This is a genomic window from Serratia sp. PF-27, from assembly GCF_030053255.1.
Lineage (GTDB): Bacteria > Pseudomonadota > Gammaproteobacteria > Enterobacterales > Enterobacteriaceae > Serratia > Serratia bockelmannii.
Genome location: NZ_JASGBT010000015.1, coordinates 1,079,392 through 1,097,239, shown reverse-complemented (window position 1 = coordinate 1,097,239; position 17,848 = coordinate 1,079,392). Strand labels below are relative to the sequence as shown.

14 protein-coding genes are annotated in these 17,848 nt (G+C 56.9%); 11 read left to right on the top strand and 3 right to left on the bottom strand.

Features of this window, described 5'->3' with window-relative positions:
* Window positions 1–17: 17 nt before the first annotated feature.
* The gene (gene fdhD, locus QMZ29_RS09970; protein WP_197835026.1) at window positions 18–860 is read right to left on the bottom strand and encodes a formate dehydrogenase accessory sulfurtransferase FdhD; all 843 of its coding nucleotides are present in this window, start codon (window positions 858–860) and stop codon (window positions 18–20) included.
* Between the two features lie 294 nt (window positions 861–1,154).
* Between fdhD and umuD the strand changes: the two genes are divergently transcribed.
* From umuD to umuC, 6 genes are all read left to right on the top strand, one after another.
* On the top strand, window positions 1,155–1,589 hold the full coding sequence (gene umuD, locus QMZ29_RS09965; protein ID WP_028128125.1) for a translesion error-prone DNA polymerase V autoproteolytic subunit: 435 nt from the start codon (window positions 1,155–1,157) through the stop codon (window positions 1,587–1,589).
* 95 nt (window positions 1,590–1,684) lie between these two features.
* Window positions 1,685–4,222, top strand: a complete 2,538-nt coding sequence (locus tag QMZ29_RS09960) for a TonB-dependent receptor (RefSeq protein WP_380824848.1) — start codon at window positions 1,685–1,687, stop codon at window positions 4,220–4,222.
* A 168-nt stretch (window positions 4,223–4,390) separates the two neighbouring features.
* Complete coding sequence (locus tag QMZ29_RS09955) at window positions 4,391–4,903, top strand: sigma-70 family RNA polymerase sigma factor (protein ID WP_025303329.1); 513 nt, start codon at window positions 4,391–4,393, stop codon at window positions 4,901–4,903.
* A gap of 17 nt (window positions 4,904–4,920) precedes the next feature.
* Entirely contained in the window at window positions 4,921–5,838 is a 918-nt protein-coding gene (locus QMZ29_RS09950) for a DUF4880 domain-containing protein (RefSeq protein ID WP_038629539.1), read from the top strand.
* Between the two features lie 163 nt (window positions 5,839–6,001).
* The gene (locus QMZ29_RS09945) at window positions 6,002–6,820 is read left to right on the top strand and encodes an energy transducer TonB (RefSeq protein WP_065424053.1); all 819 of its coding nucleotides are present in this window, start codon (window positions 6,002–6,004) and stop codon (window positions 6,818–6,820) included.
* Between the two features lie 205 nt (window positions 6,821–7,025).
* Complete coding sequence (gene umuC, locus QMZ29_RS09940) at window positions 7,026–8,342, top strand: translesion error-prone DNA polymerase V subunit UmuC (RefSeq protein WP_261427186.1); 1,317 nt, start codon at window positions 7,026–7,028, stop codon at window positions 8,340–8,342.
* A 27-nt stretch (window positions 8,343–8,369) separates the two neighbouring features.
* On the opposite strand, the gene aceE is transcribed toward umuC, so the two are convergent.
* Window positions 8,370–11,045, bottom strand: a complete 2,676-nt coding sequence (gene aceE, locus QMZ29_RS09935) for a pyruvate dehydrogenase (acetyl-transferring), homodimeric type (protein ID WP_147823943.1) — start codon at window positions 11,043–11,045, stop codon at window positions 8,370–8,372.
* 154 nt (window positions 11,046–11,199) lie between these two features.
* On the opposite strand from aceE, the gene QMZ29_RS09930 reads away from it, so the two are divergent.
* A complete protein-coding gene (locus tag QMZ29_RS09930; RefSeq protein WP_025303324.1) occupies window positions 11,200–11,637 on the top strand; it encodes a MarR family winged helix-turn-helix transcriptional regulator in 438 nt (145 codons plus the stop codon).
* Here QMZ29_RS09930 and QMZ29_RS09925 read toward each other — a convergent pair whose 3' ends face one another.
* The gene (locus QMZ29_RS09925) at window positions 11,638–12,717 is read right to left on the bottom strand and encodes a transketolase-like TK C-terminal-containing protein (RefSeq protein WP_261427188.1); all 1,080 of its coding nucleotides are present in this window, start codon (window positions 12,715–12,717) and stop codon (window positions 11,638–11,640) included.
* 305 nt (window positions 12,718–13,022) lie between these two features.
* Here QMZ29_RS09925 and QMZ29_RS09920 point away from each other — a divergent pair, with 305 nt between their 5' ends.
* The 4 genes from QMZ29_RS09920 (at window position 13,023) to QMZ29_RS09905 (ending at window position 17,838) form a co-directional block, all read left to right on the top strand.
* Complete coding sequence (locus QMZ29_RS09920; RefSeq protein ID WP_043138752.1) at window positions 13,023–14,372, top strand: colicin-like pore-forming protein; 1,350 nt, start codon at window positions 13,023–13,025, stop codon at window positions 14,370–14,372.
* Window positions 14,373–14,676: 304 nt separating this feature from the next.
* The gene (locus QMZ29_RS09915) at window positions 14,677–15,858 is read left to right on the top strand and encodes an MFS transporter (protein ID WP_049209473.1); all 1,182 of its coding nucleotides are present in this window, start codon (window positions 14,677–14,679) and stop codon (window positions 15,856–15,858) included.
* A gap of 97 nt (window positions 15,859–15,955) precedes the next feature.
* The gene (locus tag QMZ29_RS09910; RefSeq protein ID WP_025303320.1) at window positions 15,956–16,912 is read left to right on the top strand and encodes a diiron oxygenase; all 957 of its coding nucleotides are present in this window, start codon (window positions 15,956–15,958) and stop codon (window positions 16,910–16,912) included.
* A gap of 14 nt (window positions 16,913–16,926) precedes the next feature.
* Complete coding sequence (locus tag QMZ29_RS09905; RefSeq protein ID WP_025303319.1) at window positions 16,927–17,838, top strand: class I SAM-dependent methyltransferase; 912 nt, start codon at window positions 16,927–16,929, stop codon at window positions 17,836–17,838.
* Window positions 17,839–17,848: the final 10 nt, after the last annotated feature.

The window sequence follows — 17,848 nt, the reverse complement described above, 5'->3', positions numbered from 1 at the left end:
ATTCTTATCCGGCGGCGTTAGGCCGCCGTTGTCGATTGCCAGAGCCGCTGCGGATGCGTATAGACGGTGGCGCGCCCCGGTTTGCTGAAGCCCACCAGCGTCAGGTTGCTGCGTTCGGCCACTTCCACCGCCAGGCGGGTGGCGGCGGAAACGGCGAACAGGATCTCGACGCCGCACATGGCGGATTTTTGCACCATTTCATAGCTGGCGCGGCTCGACACCAGCGCCGCACCCTGCAGCCACGCCTGTTGGCTGCGGTAGCCCAGCAGCTTGTCGAGCGCCACGTGGCGGCCGACGTCTTCACATCCGCCGCTGAGCGCGCCGTCCGGCTGGATCCAGGCCGCCGCATGGGTGCAGCCGGTCAGTTTTCCTACCGTTTGCACCTCCTGCAGCTGCGCTAACGCCCGGTCGAGCAGCGCCAAATCGAAACGTTGCGTGAAAGGCAGCGGCGCGATGGGCTGAGCAACCTCCTGCAGCTGTTCCACCCCGCAGACACCGCAGCCGGTGCGGCCGGCCAGGCTGCGGCGCTTCTCTTTCAGCTGCATAAAGCGGCGGCTCGAGAGTTCCACATGCACTTCAATGCCGTTGCAGGCCGGTTGCTGGCGGATGTCGTAGATGTCGTCGGAGGAGGCGATAATGCCTTCGGACAGCGAAAAACCGATGGCGAAGGCCGCCAGATCTTTCGGCGTCGCCATCATCACCACGTGGGAAATGCCGTTGTACACCAGGGCGACCGGTACTTCTTCCGCCAGCCAATCCTGTTGCGCCTGAGCCAGATCGTTGCGCTGCCAGACCGCGTGGCGCGACAGGCATTCCTGTTTGATATCGTCGGTTTCTGCGAGGAGTAGGTGCTTGTTCATAACGTTCTCGTGACTGTCGGTGACGAGGCGCCGACGGGGATGAATTCTTATTAGCAGGTGTGGGGATTATACAGGATTCTGATCCCGCTCGCGTAGGGAATCACGCCCTGCAGGTTATCCACAGTTTTGGTGGATAACGTGTGTGCAAGGGGCAGTAAAACACTTAGCAGGCGTAAAAAAAAATCGCTCAGAAAATTATTATATTACGCGGCAAAGCGCGATCCGCAGGGGGATAGGGGGTTGCACGCGTTCGCGTTTTGTTTATGCTTAACTGTATAAATATACAGTTTGGTTATGATTATGCTGAGTAATTCAAGGTTGTATGCTTTTTCACCAGGTGAACCCCTAACGTTACCGCTGTTTGCCGATCGCGTGGCCTGCGGTTTTCCTTCCCCGGCGCAAGACTATGTCGAAGGTCGGCTGGACATCGGCAAGCTGCTGGTGCGGCACCCCAACGCCACCTATTTCGTGCGCGCCAGCGGCGAATCGATGATCGACGGCAATATCCGGGATGGCGATCTGCTGATTGTCGACAGCGCCCTGACGCCGGAGCACGGCAATATCGTGATCGCCGCGGTGGACGGCGAATTCACCGTCAAAAAACTGCAGCGTCACCCCGATGTGCGGCTGTTGCCGATGAACCCCGCCTACGCGCCGATCGTGTTCGACGACGAAGCGCAACTGGAGATCTTCGGCGTGGTGACCTTTATCGTCTACGCGGCCCGGTGACTTCGGCATTTTTTTTCACTTTTTTCTGCCCGATCTTTTTATTGGCGTGACCTCTCTACTGAGTTTCCAGTTCATTACACTCAGGGGAATCCTTCATGGCCATAAAAAACAAGAACGGCGCAGGGCGTACGTTCACATCAGCCAAACGTACCGCCGGGAAGCGGGTCGCTATCGGGGTAGGGTGCGCATTATCGGGCATGCTCACCTCCGCGATGGCGGCGCCCGGTGCGTCGGTGCCACCGGCGGCGGTCGAGCAGTCCGCTATCCTGCCTTTCGCCATTCCCGCCGGTGACCTGGCGCCCGCCTTGCAGACGGCGGCCGCTAAGGCCGGCGTGATAGTGATTTTCACGCCCGAACAGACGCGTGGAAAAAACACCGCGGGCCTGCAGGGGCATTATCGCCTCACCGACGCGTTCGATACGCTGTTGGTGGGCAGCGGATTGCGCGCTCAGCAAACCGCACAGGGATATCGGTTGGTCGACGCCGGGCCGGTTCAGCCGTTGACGATACCGGAACTGTCGGTGGTCGGCGGTTTGTCCGACAGCGTCGCCGCCGGCCGTTCGGTGTTGGATAAAGAAGACATCGAACGCGTGCAGGCAGACAATATCGCCAGTTTGCTTGATCGCTTGCCTGGCGTAGGGATGGCGGGCTCGCCGCGCCCGGGCGGCCAAAGCCTGAATATCTGGGGCATGGGGGACATGGAAGATGTGAAGGTCGTGCTGGATGGGGCGCCGAAGGGATTTGAGAAATATCGGCAGGGCTCGGTATTCATCGAACCCGAACTGTTGAAAAAGGTTGAGGTCGATAAGGGGCCGCATAACCTGTTGAACGGCAATGGCGGCTTTGGCGGGACCATTACGCTGGAGACCAAAGATGCTGGGGACATGCTGCTGCCGGGCGAAGATTTTGGCGGCTTGCTGAAGTACAGCTACCACACCAACGATCGTCAGGGCATTTACAGCGGTGCCTTGTACGGTCGTACGCCGGAAGGATCCGCCGACGGTTTGCTCTACATGAGCAAGCGTGACGGCGGCAACCTGAAGCGGCCGGACGGCACGCGTTTTGCCTATTCTGCCAACGATCAGGCTTCCTACCTGTTAAAAACCAATATTTATCTGAGCGAGGCGCAAACGCTGACGCTGTCGGCGATGCGATCCGATTCCGATGGCTGGCAGCCTTTTGCCGCCAAGCGGGACGATATCGCCGCGCCCAGCCAGGCGGATATCGATAAATATGGCCGGGAAGAAGCGTGGCGCCGCATTCTGGTGTATCGCGACCAGACAGACACCAATTACTCGGTGAAATGGAATCTGGCGCCGGAAGCGCAGCCGTTGCTGAATCTGACGCTGTCTTACGCCTATTCGAAGACCGAGCAGCATGACAAGCGGCCGGATTCCGCTTCAAAGTTCAGCTATCTCGGTACGCTGGGCAATGAAAGTTGGGTGAACTATACCGATCGGCAGTTTGACGTCAGCAATGAAAGCCGTTTCGCCAGCGGTCCGCTGGAGCACAAGCTGTTGCTCGGTGCGCGTTGGCATAAACATCAGCGCGATACCCTGATGTATTACCCTTCGCAGGTGAAAAATGCCAGTTACAACTACGGCTATTTCCAGCCGTACTACATGCCGGCGGGCGAACAGGAAACCCGCAGCGTTTATCTGCAGGATGCGGTTAGCTTCGGCAGCCTGACCGTGACGCCAGGCGTGCGTTACGATCATGTGACCAATACCGGGCAACCGAACCGGGCGCCGCGCTATAACGACAGCGATCCGCTCGTGGGCCATGATTACAGTAGCGTGACCTATACCGGCTGGTCGCCGCACTTGGGCGTGATGTGGAAAGCGACGTCGAATCTGTCCCTGTTTGCCGACGTCAGCCGCACCTGGCGCGCCCCGGTGATCGACGAACAGTACGAAGTACAATACGCCGCTTCCAGCGTGCCCGGTACCAGCCGCGGCCTGCAGGTGGAACGCATGACGGGCGTTCGTCTCGGCGCGGTGCTGGACTTCAACGATGTGTTGATGGCGCGGGACAGCCTGCAGATCCGCACTACGCTGTTCCGCAATCGCGGCAAGGACGAGATTTTCTATCGTCGCGGCGTAGTGTGTGACGCCGCACGGCACGGGGGCCAATGTGGGCAACCGTTGTCGAACTATCGCAACTTGCCGGGCTATACCATTGAGGGCGTGGAGCTCGAATCGTTTTATGACAGCGAAAGCCTGTTCGGCAGCCTGTCGTTCTCCTCGATCCGCGGCAAACGCGACGCTTCACCGCGCGATCCGTGGGGCAACGAAACCTGGATTGCCGAAATTCCACCCGTTACGGCACACGCGATGCTGGGCATGAAAGTGCCGCAGTGGGACATGGCCTTCGGCTGGACCGGCGATTTCGTACGTAAACAGGATCGTTCACCGGCCGACGGCGATCCGATGGCCGTTGTCTGGGCCCTGCCGAAAACCTCGGGTTATGCATTGCACGGCCTGTTCGCCTCGTGGCAGCCCAGCGGTTTGCACGGCTTCGAAGCCCGCGTGGCGGTGGACAACCTGTTCAACCGCGATTATTACCCTTACCTGGGCGAATCGGTGTCCGGCGTAGGGCGCAACATCAAGTTCAGCGTCAGTCAGCGTTTTTGACGATCCTGTCTGCAGGGGGCCATTTAGGCCCCTTTTCACGTTTCCTCCCCCGTATTTCCCTACTTTTTCGCCGTTTATAAATCATCAGCAATCGCTTGACACAGAAGTTACAATTTTAAAATAATAATAATTATCATTTTCAATCTCATTATCAATTGGTGTCACCGAATGGCAAGGAAAGAGGCCGCGGCAGCCAACGGGTTTGCTCAACAGCTTTACCTTGAGCATCACAGTTGGCTATGCCATTGGCTGCGACAGAAGGTTGGGTGTGCGCATCACGCCGAAGACCTGGCGCAGGATACTTTCATCAGTATTTTACTGAGCCCGCAGTTGCTCGCCATTCGGCAACCACGCCCCTTTCTGGCGACCGTAGCGCGCCGGCTGGTGGCGAATTATTACCGGCGTAAAACAATCGAAGAGAGCTATCTGCAGGCCTTGAGCGAGTTGCCTGCGATCGAGGCGCCCTCGCCGGAAGTTCGTCAACAAACCCTCGAAATGCTCGAACAGTTGGATCAGGCGTTGGACGGCTTGCCGGCGCACGTCCGCGAGGCTTTCCTGTTGGCGCACCTGCAGGGCATGCGTTATTGCGACATCGCTGAACGTTTACGGGTGTCGACCAGCTCGGTGAAACAATATCTGCAGCGCGCTAATTTGCACTGTTTCTTTGCATTGGCGGCGTAACGGCAGGTGCGGAACCCATGATGGAATCGGATATCGATCGGCAGAGCGCGCGAGAGGCCGCCGCGTGGTTAACGCAGCTGATGTCGGAAGAGGCAAGCGACGCGGATAGGGAAAACTGGCGACGTTGGTATCAGGCGAAACCGGAAAATGAACGCGCCTGGCGGCATATCGCCGCGTTTTCATCCCGTTTTTCTCTGCTTAACGGGGCGGCGGCGCAGCGTAGTCTGTCGCAGTTGCCGAACCCGCAACGTCGCCGGTTATTGAGAAGCCTGGCGGCCATCGGCGTGGTGGGGACGGTTGGTGTCGGTTCGGGCGCGCTGCCATGGCGCCCCTGGCTGGCGGATTACCGTACGGCGGTGGGGGAACAGCAAACCGTCGCGTTGGCGGATGGCGCGCAGTTGATGCTGAACACGCAAACGGCGGTCAACGTCAGCCGTCAGCAGGCCACATTGCTGGAAGGCGAAATGATGGTGAATCTGCCGCCGGAAAGCGGTGCGTTGACGGTGAGATTGCCGCAGGGCGAGCTCATGGTGCAGGCTGCTCGCTTCAGCATTCGCCTGTGGGAAACTTACAGTGATATCGCCGTTTATCTTGGCCGGGTCACGATCCTTTCACCGGCGCATCGGAACGCGGTGCTCAACGCCGGTCAGGGCGGCAGATTAAGCCGGCAAGGCATTGGCGAACCGTATCGCGTGACGCAAGAGCCCGGTTGGCGGCAAGGCATGCTGCTGGCCGACAACATGCGGCTGGACGACTTCCTGATGGAACTGGGGCGTTATCGTCAGGGCGTTATTCGCTGCCGGCCGGAGGTCGCCGGCCTGAGGCTCTCCGGTGCGTTCCCGCTGGCTGACCCCGAGCGCGTCATCGCGGCACTGCCCGGCGCGTTGCCGGTTAGGGTAAATATGCTGTCAAAATACTTCATCACCGTATCCTAAAGTTTTTTACTCTGCCATTAGGGCATTTCCTTTTCTATTGACCTGTTCTTTTTCTTTACCTGCCCGGTGCCGCGTGCCTAAACGACCTTTCTGACATACCCCGACTGCCGTTGACCGCTGCGTACGTTGGTCTGTTTTACGCTTAACCTGAGTACCGTTCCCTATGTTCAATCACAACGTATTATCTGGCGATTTCTCTTTACCCCCTACAGGCGGGCGATGGCGCTGGGCTACCGCCAATGTGTTGGCGTTGGGTCTGCATGGTGCGTTGTGGTTTGGGCTCGGTTATCACCTGATGCCACCGTTGCTGCCTGCGGCACAACCGATGGTGTTGATGATGGTTGCCGAGCCGGCTGAATCGACACCCAACACGGAGCCGATGCCAACCGGCGTGCGCCAGGTGCAGGCGGTGGCGCAACGGCAGGCCAATCGGGAACCGGAGGCGGCGATGCCTCCGCTGATTCATGCACCGCGTGCAACGGAGCGGCAGAGCAAGGCCAAAGGGCAACGGAACGACCCCATCAAACCGAAGACGGAACCGCCGCGCCCAAGGCAAGAAGAACAGGAAAAAATGGCGTCTGCAAACTCAAGAGCATCAAGTACCAGCGCGCCGCCGTCTCTGGATGGAAAGCGTGTTGCCGCGCCGCAAACCAGCGTGGCGTCGCAGCCGAGTCAGGATGCCTCGGTCTGGAGCGGCCTGCTGTTGGCGCATTTGAGCCGTTTCAAACGCTATCCCGCCCTGGCGGTACGCCAGCAGCGCCAGGGTATTGTTCAGGTTGCCGTGACGTTGGATCGACAGGGAAACGTGCTGGGCGTGAAGCTATTGCGATCGAGCGGCGTTGCTTCGCTCGATCGGGAGGCGCTTCAGTTACCGCAGCGCGCTTCTCCACTGCCCGCACCCGGCAACGAGATCGCAGCGGGGCAGGCGGAATTCAGCGTGACCATTCCGATTCGTTTCGATCTGCGTGAAGTTCGCCGTTAATGAAAAACTCGGCTCCAGGTAAACGGAGGGCTGAGTTAAAAGCCAAAGTGCATCAAACGGATAGCAGCGATGAGGTGGTTTCTACTTGATCGTCGCCAGAAAAATACAAATACTGTATGCATGAACAGTTATTTGGTGCCGCTATGAATAATAACCCACTGATGATAACGCCGGTCTGGCCTCTGGCGATGAAGGGGCAGTAGCCATGTTCGCCCTGGTAGACGTCAACAGTTTCTATGCTTCCTGCGAGACCATCTTTCGGCCCGATCTGCGCGGGCGGCCGGTGATCGTGCTGTCCAACAACGATGGTTGCGTGATCGCCCGTAGCGCCGAGGCGAAGGCATTGGGCGTGCCGATGGGGGCGCCTTATTTCAAAATCAAAGAGGAAATGCGCCGCCGCAACGTTGCGGTGTTCTCCTCCAACTACGCGCTGTACGCCGACATGTCCCGCCGGGTGATGGACACGCTGGAAGAGATGGCGCCGGCGGTGGAGATTTATTCGCTGGACGAAGCCTTTCTGCGGCTGGACGGTGTGGCGCACTGCGAGGCGCTGGAGCCATTCGGCCAGCGGGTGCGCGATCGCATCCGGCGCGAGCTGCATTTGACGGTCGGGGTCGGCATTGCGCCGAGCAAAACGCTGGCCAAGCTGGCCAACTTCGCCGCCAAGAAATGGCGCGGCACCGGCGGCGTGGTGGATTTATCCGATCCGGCGCGCCAGCGCAAACTGCTGGCGTTGCTTCCGGTGGAAGAGGTGTGGGGCGTGGGGCGCCGCCTGACTCGCCAACTGCAGGCGATGGGTATTCACACCGCGCTGCAGCTGGCGGACTGCGATACCCGGCTGGCGCGTAAAACCTTCAGCGTGGTGCTGGAGCGCACGATACGCGAGCTGCGCGGCGAATCGTGCCTGCAGTGGGAAGATGAGGCGGCCGCCAAAGAGCAGATCATCTGTTCCCGCTCGTTCGGCCAGCGGCTGACGCACTACCCACACATGCGCGAGGCGATCTGCAGCTACGCCGAACGCGCCGCCGAAAAGCTGCGGCAGGAAAAGCGCTATTGCCGCAACGTGTCGGTATTTATCAAAACCAGCCCGCATTCGGCGGGCGAAGGGTATTACAGCAATATGGGCACCGCCCGGCTGCAAACCTCGAGCAATGACAGCCGCGACATCATCGCCATGGCGGTACGTGCGCTGGAAAGCATCTGGCAGGAGGGGCGACGTTACCTGAAGGGCGGCGTGGTGCTGGGAGATTTCAGCGCCGCCGCCATGGCGCAGATCGATCTGTTCGACGACTGCCCGCCGCGCCGCAACAGCGAGCGGCTGATGGCGACCCTCGATCGCCTGAATCAGGAAGGGCGCGGGCGCGTGTGGTTCGCCGGGCAGGGGATCGTCAAGCCGTGGCAAATGAAGCGCGACATGCTGTCGCCGGCCTACACCACCCGGCTGGCGGACATTCCGGTGGTGCGGCTGGGGGAGCGGGCGCCGTGCTCCGCCGAATCGAAGGAAGAAAAACGCCGCGGGTGACAACCGGCGGCGTGGGTAGGCTGAGTGTTACTTCACCGCCGCCGGATCCGGCTTATCGGGGGCGATGCCATACAGCGCCATGGCGCGGTTGACCTCGCTGCGGGCGATACGGCCTTCGTCAGCCAGCAGTTTCAACGCGGCGAGCGCGATGAAATGGCGGTTGACCTCGAAGAACTCACGCAGCGCCTCGCGGGTGTCCGAGCGACCAAAGCCGTCGGTGCCCAAGGCGATAAAGGTGCGGTCGGGCAAGAACGGTTTGATCTGATCGCCGACGATCTTCATATAGTCCGTCACCACCACCACCGGGCCGGGATGCGCCGCCAGCAGGCTCTGAATATAAGGAACTTTCGGCGGATCTTCCGGATGCAGCAGGTTCCAGCGTTCGGCCGCCATGCCGTTGCGGCGCAGCTCGCTCAGGCTGGTGGCGCTCCAGATATCGCTGGCGACGCCAAAGTCCGCCGCCAACAGCTCCGCCGCCGCCAGCGCCTCGCGCATGATGGCACCGCTGGCGACCAGCTGAGCGCGCGGGCTCTCTTGGTTTGTCGTTTCGCTCTGTTTGAGCAAATAGGCGCCCTGGATAATCCCGTCCTCCACGCCCGCCGGCATCGGCGGCTGCGGATAGCCCTCGTTGAGCAAGGTGATGTAGTAGTAAATATCCTCTTGTTCAACGAACATCCTGCGCATGCCGCTCTGGACGATCACCGCGAGTTCATAGGCATAGGTCGGATCGTAGGAGACGCAGCTGGGGATCACCGAAGACAGCACGTGGCTGTGGCCGTCGTCATGCTGCAAGCCTTCGCCCATCAGGGTGGTTCTGCCGGAGGTGGCGCCGAGCAGGAAACCCTTGGTGCGTGCGTCGGCCGCCGCCCAGGCGAGATCGCCCACCCGTTGCAGCCCGAACATGGAGTAGAAGATATAGAACGGGATCGTCGCGACATCGTGGTTGCTGTAGGCGGTGCCGGCGGCGATCCAGGTCGATATCGCACCGGATTCGTTGATGCCTTCCTGCAAAATCTGGCCGTCTTTGGCCTCTTTATAGTAGCTGAGCTGCCCGGCGTCTTGCGGGGTATACAGCTGGCCGAGCCAGGAATGGATGCCAATCTGGCGGAACAGGCCTTCCATGCCGAACGTGCGCGACTCGTCCGGCACGATGGGCACGATCAGTTTGCCGATGTTGACGTCTTTGAGCAGCGTGCCGAGGATATTAACGAAAGCCATGGTGGTCGACATGTTGCGTTCGCCGCTGCCCTTCAGGAGGCCGTCGAAGCGCGATAGTTCCGGTATCGCCAGCGGAGCGGATTGGCCGAAGCGGGCAGGGATGTAGCCGCCCAGCGCGGTGCGCGTCGCGGTGATGTACTTCGCCGCCGCGCTGTCGGGTTCGGGCTTCAGGTAAGGGATCTCTGCCAGTTGGGCGTCGGAGATGGTCAGCCCTAAACGGTCGCGGAAGGCTTTCACCGCATCCTGGCTCATTTTTTTCAGCTGGTGGTTGATGTTCTGCCCTTCACCGGCTTCCCCCATGCCAAACCCTTTGACGGTTTTGGCCAGCACCACCGTCGGCCTGCCCGGGGTATGCACCGCCTGATGGTAGGCGGCGTACACCTTTTGCGGATCGTGGCCGCCGCGGTGCAGCGCCCAGATCTCATCGTCGCTCAGGTCGGCGACCAGCTCGAGCAATTCCGGATACTTGCCGAAGAAGTGCTCCCGCACATAGGCGCCGCTTTGCGACTTGAAGGTTTGGTAATCGCCGTCGACGCACTCCATCATGCGCTGCATCAGCAGCCCGGAGCGGTCTTTTTGCAGCAGTTTGTCCCAGCCGCTGCCCCAGATCACCTTGATCACCTGCCAGCCGGCGGCTTTGAAGGTGCCTTCCAGCTCCTGAATAATCTTGCCGTTGCCGCGCACGGGGCCATCCAGCCGTTGCAGGTTGCAGTTCACGACGAAGATCAGGTTATCGAGTTTTTCTCGCCCGCCCAGCGCAATCGCCGCCAGCGATTCCGGCTGATCCATCTCGCCGTCGCCGAGAAACGCCCACACCTTTCTCCCCTGGTGCGGTTTCAACTCGCGGTATTCCAGATAGCGCATGTAGCGCGCCTGGTAGGCGGCGGTCAGCGGCCCCAGCCCCATCGAAACGGTGGGATATTGCCAGAAATCCGGCATCAGCCGCGGGTGCGGGTAGGAGGAGAGGCCGCGGCGCGCGGATTCGCGGCGAAAGTTGTCGAGCAGCTCCTCGTCGATGCGGCCTTCGAGATAGGCGCGGCCATAAATGCCGGGGGAGGAATGGCCCTGGATATACACCATGTCGCCGGCGAAATCATCGGTGCGCCCACGGAAGAAGTGCGTGAACCCCACATCGTAAAGCACTGCGGCCGATTGGTAGGTGGCGATATGCCCGCCGACGTTGGAATGTTTGCCGGCACGCAGCACCATCGCCATGGCGTTCCAGCGAATAAACGCATTGATGCGCGCTTCAGCGGCCAGATCGCCGGGATACGTCGGTTGCTTATAGGCCGGGATCGTATTCACGTAGGGCGTGGTGACCATGCTGAAGAAATCACCGTGTTTTCGCTGATCGGCTTCGGCCATTCTTTCCAACAAAAAATGCGCGCGTTCACGGCCGTCGATGTCAGTGACACCTTCAAATGCCTCAAGCCATTCAGCCGTCTCTTGTGGGTCGAGATCTGCTTTTACCGCAGGTTGGTTCATAAAAGCTCCAAATGTACTTACCTGATAAGGCGCTGAGCGATACAGGGATTCAGTGAATTGCAAGTGCAAGAGTTGCAAATGCAACAATGGCGAAAGCCACTCTATCCCTTTACAATTGCAATTGCAACTCACCGGTTTTGACGAGAAAAATGACATGACAGATAAACAACCCGACCTGTGGTTCTCCTTTGTGCGCGCGCATCGGGCGATGATCAGAAAGATAGAGGCGAAGTTGTCGGAAGCGGGGCTGCCGGTTTACGCCTGGTATGACGTGTTATGGGGATTGGAAAGCGGGGAAAACGGCACACGCCGCATGCATGAGCTGGCGGACGTGTTGGTGATTGAGCGTTACAACCTGACCCGCCTGATGGATCGCTTGGAAAAAGAGCGGCTGGTCACGCGTTTTCGATCGGATGACGATCGCCGGGCCTCCTTCGCGACTATCACCGAGGAAGGCAAGGCCCTGCGGAAAAAGATGTGGGAGATCTACCGTTCGGTGGTCAACACCCACTTTCTCAACCAGTTCAGCGAAGAAGAGGTCGCACGCTTCTCCGACGCGTTGAACAATGCGATGCAGCTGGCCAGAGAGTGATCAGGCATCGGGCGTGATGTGCAGAACGCGCAGCGCATCGGCGATCAGCGCCGAAGGGATTTTCTGCTCGTCGGCCAGCAGTTTAAGGGCGCAGAGCGCAATCCATTCCGCCTGCGGGTAGTGGATTTCGCCACGCACCCGTGAATCTGAGCCCACCGCGGCAAAGCGCGCGGGAATGAATCGCCTGAGCTGATTGGCAATCAGGTGCGAGTAGTCGGTAACGGCGACGACGGGGGCATTCCCGGTACCCAGGCACGTTTTCAGATGGCATTCGCCGCCGCTGTCCTGGCGCTGCATGTCGGCGAGTTCGGCGTCCTGCGCCAACCGCGTGTAGCTGGGGCAACTCCAGATTTCAGACGCAATCCCCCAGTTTTTCAACACTTTGGCCGCCTGCTGAACGCGGGCGAGCGCTCGGCCAGCGCCGCACAGACGAACCTGCAACGGCGAGTCTGCCGCGGCGGCGACACGATACATTCCCTTGAACGCCTGTTCTGCGACAAACGGTTCCCCTGAAGAGAGGGGGCCATTGTCTGCGTTGGTCGCGAGATACACCATCTTCCTCGTTCCCTCCAGATAGAGCGCGTGGAGGGCGTGATGGAGTATCGCGCCGGTTTCTCGGGCATTGGCCGGATCGAAAGGCAACCAGCCCGGCATGGCCGTGAGCTGAAGCGGGAACCAGGCCTGAACGCCTTTGGGCAAATCGGCACTGCCAGTATCCGCATCGCTGATGAAAATCCCTTTACGATTGGTTTCCGGCTCAAGCCCGCGAAGCATGTCCACCGAGGGCGTGTTGACGAAGTAAAACAGCGGCTTCTCATAACGCTCTGATTGATGGCCAAACCAGAGCGGCCAGGCGGTGGCGTAGTGGGAACTCGGTGGCTCGGTGCGCCTTCTGCCGTCGATAAGCCAGATGTCGCCGCTGGCGTTAAGTTCGTCCAGCGTTTGCGCCGCCCAGGCGCTGGAAGAGGGACACGCGGCGCCGGCTTTTTGACTGACGGAGGTCATCTTGCGGATACAGGCTTCGGCCAGGGTTTGGGTTCTGGCCGAAGCGGCGGGCAGTGTTATACGTTGAGGCGACATGCGGAGTACCCTTTTTTAGTTGCAAGTGAGATGATTGTAATTGCAATTCATGACGTATGCCAATGACTTCTGAACAGGCCGCCGCCGTCCAGGCGTGACCTGCGGCGGTATATTCAGGTTCTGCGGAAGGGAGCCTATTTGTTTCACCGACCAGACAGCCGTCATCCGTTGTCCTTATTTCTGCGGTTTTTTATAAATGGCGGGCAGCTAAAAACGGTTTGCCGATATTACTCAGGCACGCGTTAGTGAACGCTAAACGAGGATATCGGCATCTTAAAAATAAAACGAAATAAGGATGAAAGCATATGCCTGGATTTAATTATGGTGGTAAAGGGGATGGAACTAATTGGAGTTCTGAACGCGGTACGGGCCCAGAGCCGGGGGGCGGCGATAAAGGCCATTCCGGCGATCGCGATCGCGGCGGCGCCGGCGTTGGCAGCAGCCCGGAACAGCAACAGATAGCGGCGATCCAAAACGATCCGGCGCTGCGCATGAAGCTGGCGGCGGTGATTAAGGCGGCGCGCAGAATTAACCCGGATGCGAAATTGCATATTGAAAGCGTCAGCCCATCCGGCACGCTGAGCCTTTCCGCCACCGGTTTGACGGCCGATCAGGCGAAGCACATTGGCCTGGGGGGACTGGTGATGGGGGTCAACGCCAAGGGGGTGACAGTGGCGATCGGGGATATCGAAACCGGCCATGCGCGCAAGCCCTCAACCCCTGGCAAAGGCGGCAACAATGGCCTGAATGCCGGGCAGATCGGCGCCTCTTCGTTAGGCAGTTTCGTGACAGACTCGCATCGCGATCGGCCCGTCAGCGGCTGGCATGGCAACGGCAAAACCGGCGAATTCTCGACGACTCGCACGACCGGGAGTTACTACGGTTTTCATCATTTGAAGGTGGAAAAGCAAGACGGAGTGGCGACCTACAGCCTCTACTATAAGGCCAATAAGAACCGGCCCGCGTTTATCGCCGTGGTGAGAGGGGATAACCTGAATGCCATGGAGGTGAAATATGCCAACGGCAAGCCGGTAAAATCGCCCGGCTCGGTAAAAACGATCGTTAAGGACTTCGTCGAATATCAAAATGCGGAATTAAAAGCCATCAAGGATGGCGTCAGCCTGGCCGCAGGTATCAATAAAGATATCGCGGAAAAGATCGGCGCGAAATACGCCAAACTCGCCAAGGATTTGGAGGCGGGAATTCAAGGAAAATATATCCGCAACGTGCAAGATGCGGAGAAAACCTACGAGCAATTGACGAAGGGCCTGAACAAAAAGCTCAAGGCGCAGGACAAAGCGGCGATTGTCGCCTGGCTGAAAATGATCGATGCGGAACAGTATGCCCGCAATGCGCGGGTATTGGGCAAGGTCTTCACCGGGGTGGACTGGGCGATCAAGGGCGCGGATCTGGTAAACGCCGCGATTGAAGGTTTCTCTACCGGCAACTGGAAAGCGTTCCGCAACCAGCTCGAAGCGCTCGGGTTGTCGATCGGCGCAGGGTATACGCTCTCCGTTATCGCCGCGTTTTTCGCGCCGACGCTGGTGTCGTCGACGGTGGGCATTTTCGCCTTCGCTTACCTGTTTGGCTGGGCCACCAGCTATATCGATGCGGCCCTTGCAGGAGAACTGGAAAAATTCATCCTCGAGATGTAACAAGCTCATGACAGAAGAGGGGGCATGCCCCCTCTTTTATGGGGTATGAACGCGCCCTGAACAATGCATTAGCATGTCTCATATAGTTCTTAAGTTGATGATTTTTATATGTGTAATTCGTCTTATGTAGCCATCTCCCCGTCATCGGATAATTTCATTATTTTTCTTCCTGTTATGTGATTTTCTTCACGTAAAACACTATTTATCATCCTTTATTCATTAGTGATATTTACATATAACAATTGTTCTCCTAGTTTGTTCATGGTTATTAACATTCGGATTAATGTTCTGTTGGAGTATGGATATGTTGACAGGAAAGTGGGTGCCTCTGCCCTTTATCCTTGTGGTTTCCTTATTGGCTGGGTGTATTGAAGTGGATATGTCCGTTCCCAGCTTTCCGGATATGGCTGCCAGTTTCGGTGTTTCTGAAGGGCATATTCAGCGTACGATCACCTATAACTTCTTGGGATTTGTGTTTGGCGCGTTGATTTATGGCCCACTGTCAGAGTCGATTGGTCGACGCAAAACCATGTTGATCGGTGGGGCTATCATGCTGTTAGGTGCTCTGGGATGTACCTACGCCACTTCAATCGATCTTTTGATGTTGTCCCGCTTTATTCAGGGGTTGGGGGCTTGCACGCCGGTGGTAGTGGCTTACGCGATCATCGCAGACCGTTATCAAGGGGCGGCCATGTACAGCATGATCGGTCTGGTTAATGCCTGTATCTCGATTTTCATGTCGCTAGCGCCAATCGCCGGTGGTTGGATTAATGAGCATTGGGGGTGGAGAGGAAACTATGCGGTTGTCGCGGTGATCACCGCAGCGGCGGTACTGCTGGAATTGTTGTTCCTGCCGGAGACGAAGAAAGAAAAAACGCCATTCGATCTCAAAGCCATTGTGGGAAGCTATGCCCGGCTGACGGCGAGTTTCCAATTCATGCGATTATCGTTGATTCCTTCACTTTTCTTTGCTGCTTATATGGTATTCATCGCCTCCAGCGCTTTTCTTTACCGTGAAACCTTTGCGTTCTCGCTGTCGGCATTTGTCGTTCACTTTTTTATTATCGTGGCGTCATTTTCAATCCCTAGCCTCTTTTCCGCCCGTATTATCGCCGCGTTTGGTGGCGATCGGCGCGCTGAGAAAATCGGTATGGCGTTAGCCATCGTCAGCATTCTCGCTCTACTGACGGCGACAACGCCTTGGGCTATTACCCTGCTGATGAGCCTGTTCTGCTTCGGTTTTTCTATCTGCTATCCGACGCTGTTCGCACGTTCCATGAGTGTCTACCCGGAAATTTATGGTGTGGCGGCCTCCTATATCATGAGCATGCGCTCGCTGCTGGTTGTGGCTATCACGGGGATGGCCAGCTACGTCTTTATCGGGCGGCCGGAGGAAATGAGCTATGTGATGGCGAGTGTGATAGGCGTTGTCGTGTTGTTGTCTATGTTGAGTATCGTGGCATCCCCAAGCAAAGCTGAAGAATAAATAATCGTTTTCGCGTGACCCCCGGCTAAATATTTATATTTGGCCGGGATCGGCATGACTTTTTAAATACATGTATTCCTTCATCTGGAGAATATCTATGGAAAACGAAACCATGGTTTCGAAGGGCGGTTTGTCTGCCGCCTATACTGATAAATGGGAACAGCGCGCATCAATAAGAACCCGCCCCGGTAAATTTATCGACTTTACTATTCCTGGCGCATTTTTCCCCGAGGAGAATCAGCCGATATTTTTAGCTGACATGATGAGCGGCATGGACAATGAGAGGAAGTCAAAAATACTTACTCAGTCATTGTTTAAATACCTCAATGATATCGTTAATCTTGAGATCAAACTCATTAACTCAGCATGCAATAAAATTATCTACGGCGATCTCGCTGTCAAATTTGACGAACAGATTAAATTGAATGCCTATACCGTCATCATCGATGAGTATTACCATGTTTATATCGCCAGACATATGATCAATCAACTTAGAGAGCATGATGCCGATCTCGGTGCGCTGAGTTACCCGGATTCTGACGCCTATGTGGCCGTTACAGAGGTGATGAAACGGTTACCTGAGCGCTGCCATGACATTTTCGAGATCATTGCGGTGTGCATTTTCGAAACGACCCTGGTGAGAGAGCTGGTGGAGTTCTTTAATAGTGACGGCGTTCATCCATCGATTAAATACTATGTTAATGACCATATGAACGATGAGTCCAGACACTATATTTTCTTTCTCGAATTACTTGGCTATATCTGGACGAGGTTGGATGAAAACGATCAGGCGATGATCGGCGGGCAGATCGCTGATTTCGTAAAAATGTATTTGAATGTTGAATCAGAGAAACAGTTTAACATTGAGCTGTTATCGAAGATAACTCATGATTGCGAAGCCAGCCGGGAGTCAATCAATAAGGTTTATCGCGGTTTTGAAGTGACGCCTGATGTCCCCATTGTTAAAAACGTGCTAATGGCTTTGAAACGAACCGGCATTCTGAATTCGCCGATAGTACGCCAGGGATTCGAAAATATTGGTTGGATAATTTAATCATGGAGATGGGTATGGATAGTTTCGCCTCGCATAAAACACATTCTAAACTGGCCTATTTGACTGAAACAAAGATGTTGGCCGATGAAATAAAAGCGCGTTTACGGAATAGCAATTCGCTTATTCTTCCATTAGAGAGAAATCTTGAACTGGTCGATCAATTAACGGAGTTTGAGCTTGGTCGTTTCCTCCTGCATAACCGCGGCCTCAATGGCTACTGGACGTCTTACATTTTCCAGCATCCCGCCGGAAAACCCGCCGAACATGTTTTGGAAGACTGGCTTCTGAATCGCTCGTTGCTGTGCCGGGCGCGCGAGCGTTACTACCGTTATCAGACCTTGCTGGCTGAGTTGATTACGCAGGCGGAGACGCTAGCTTCAATCCCGTGCGGTGTGATGGATGATTTATTGGATTTGGATTACAGCGGCCATGGCGCGGTGCAATTGACCGGCATTGATCTTGACCCGGAGTCACTTTATCACGCCAACGAAAAGGCCAAGCGCGTTGGCATGGCGAACCGTTGCCGATTCTCGCAGCAGAATGCCTGGGAGTTAAAAGAAAAAAACGCTTTCGATGTGATTACCAGTAACGGCCTGAATATGTATGAGTCTGACCCGGACAGGCTGGTGGCTTTGTATCGTCGGTTCTTCGAGGCATTAAAACCAGGGGGAACCTTGTTGCTCAGTTTCCTCACGCCACCGCCGGAAAAGAACGCGCCCACCGGTGAGTGGGATAAATATGAAACGCCAATGGCGGACCTTTTGCAGGAGTTCGCGATCTTTGGCGACATTATTCAGGCTACCTACCTTAATTTCACTTCAGAAGCAGAGATCAGGCAACAGATAACCCAGGCAGGGTTCACGGTTAAAGATATCAACTACAGCTCACGCGGCGTGTTGCCGATCCTCGTGGCGGTAAAACCCTGATAACCCAAAA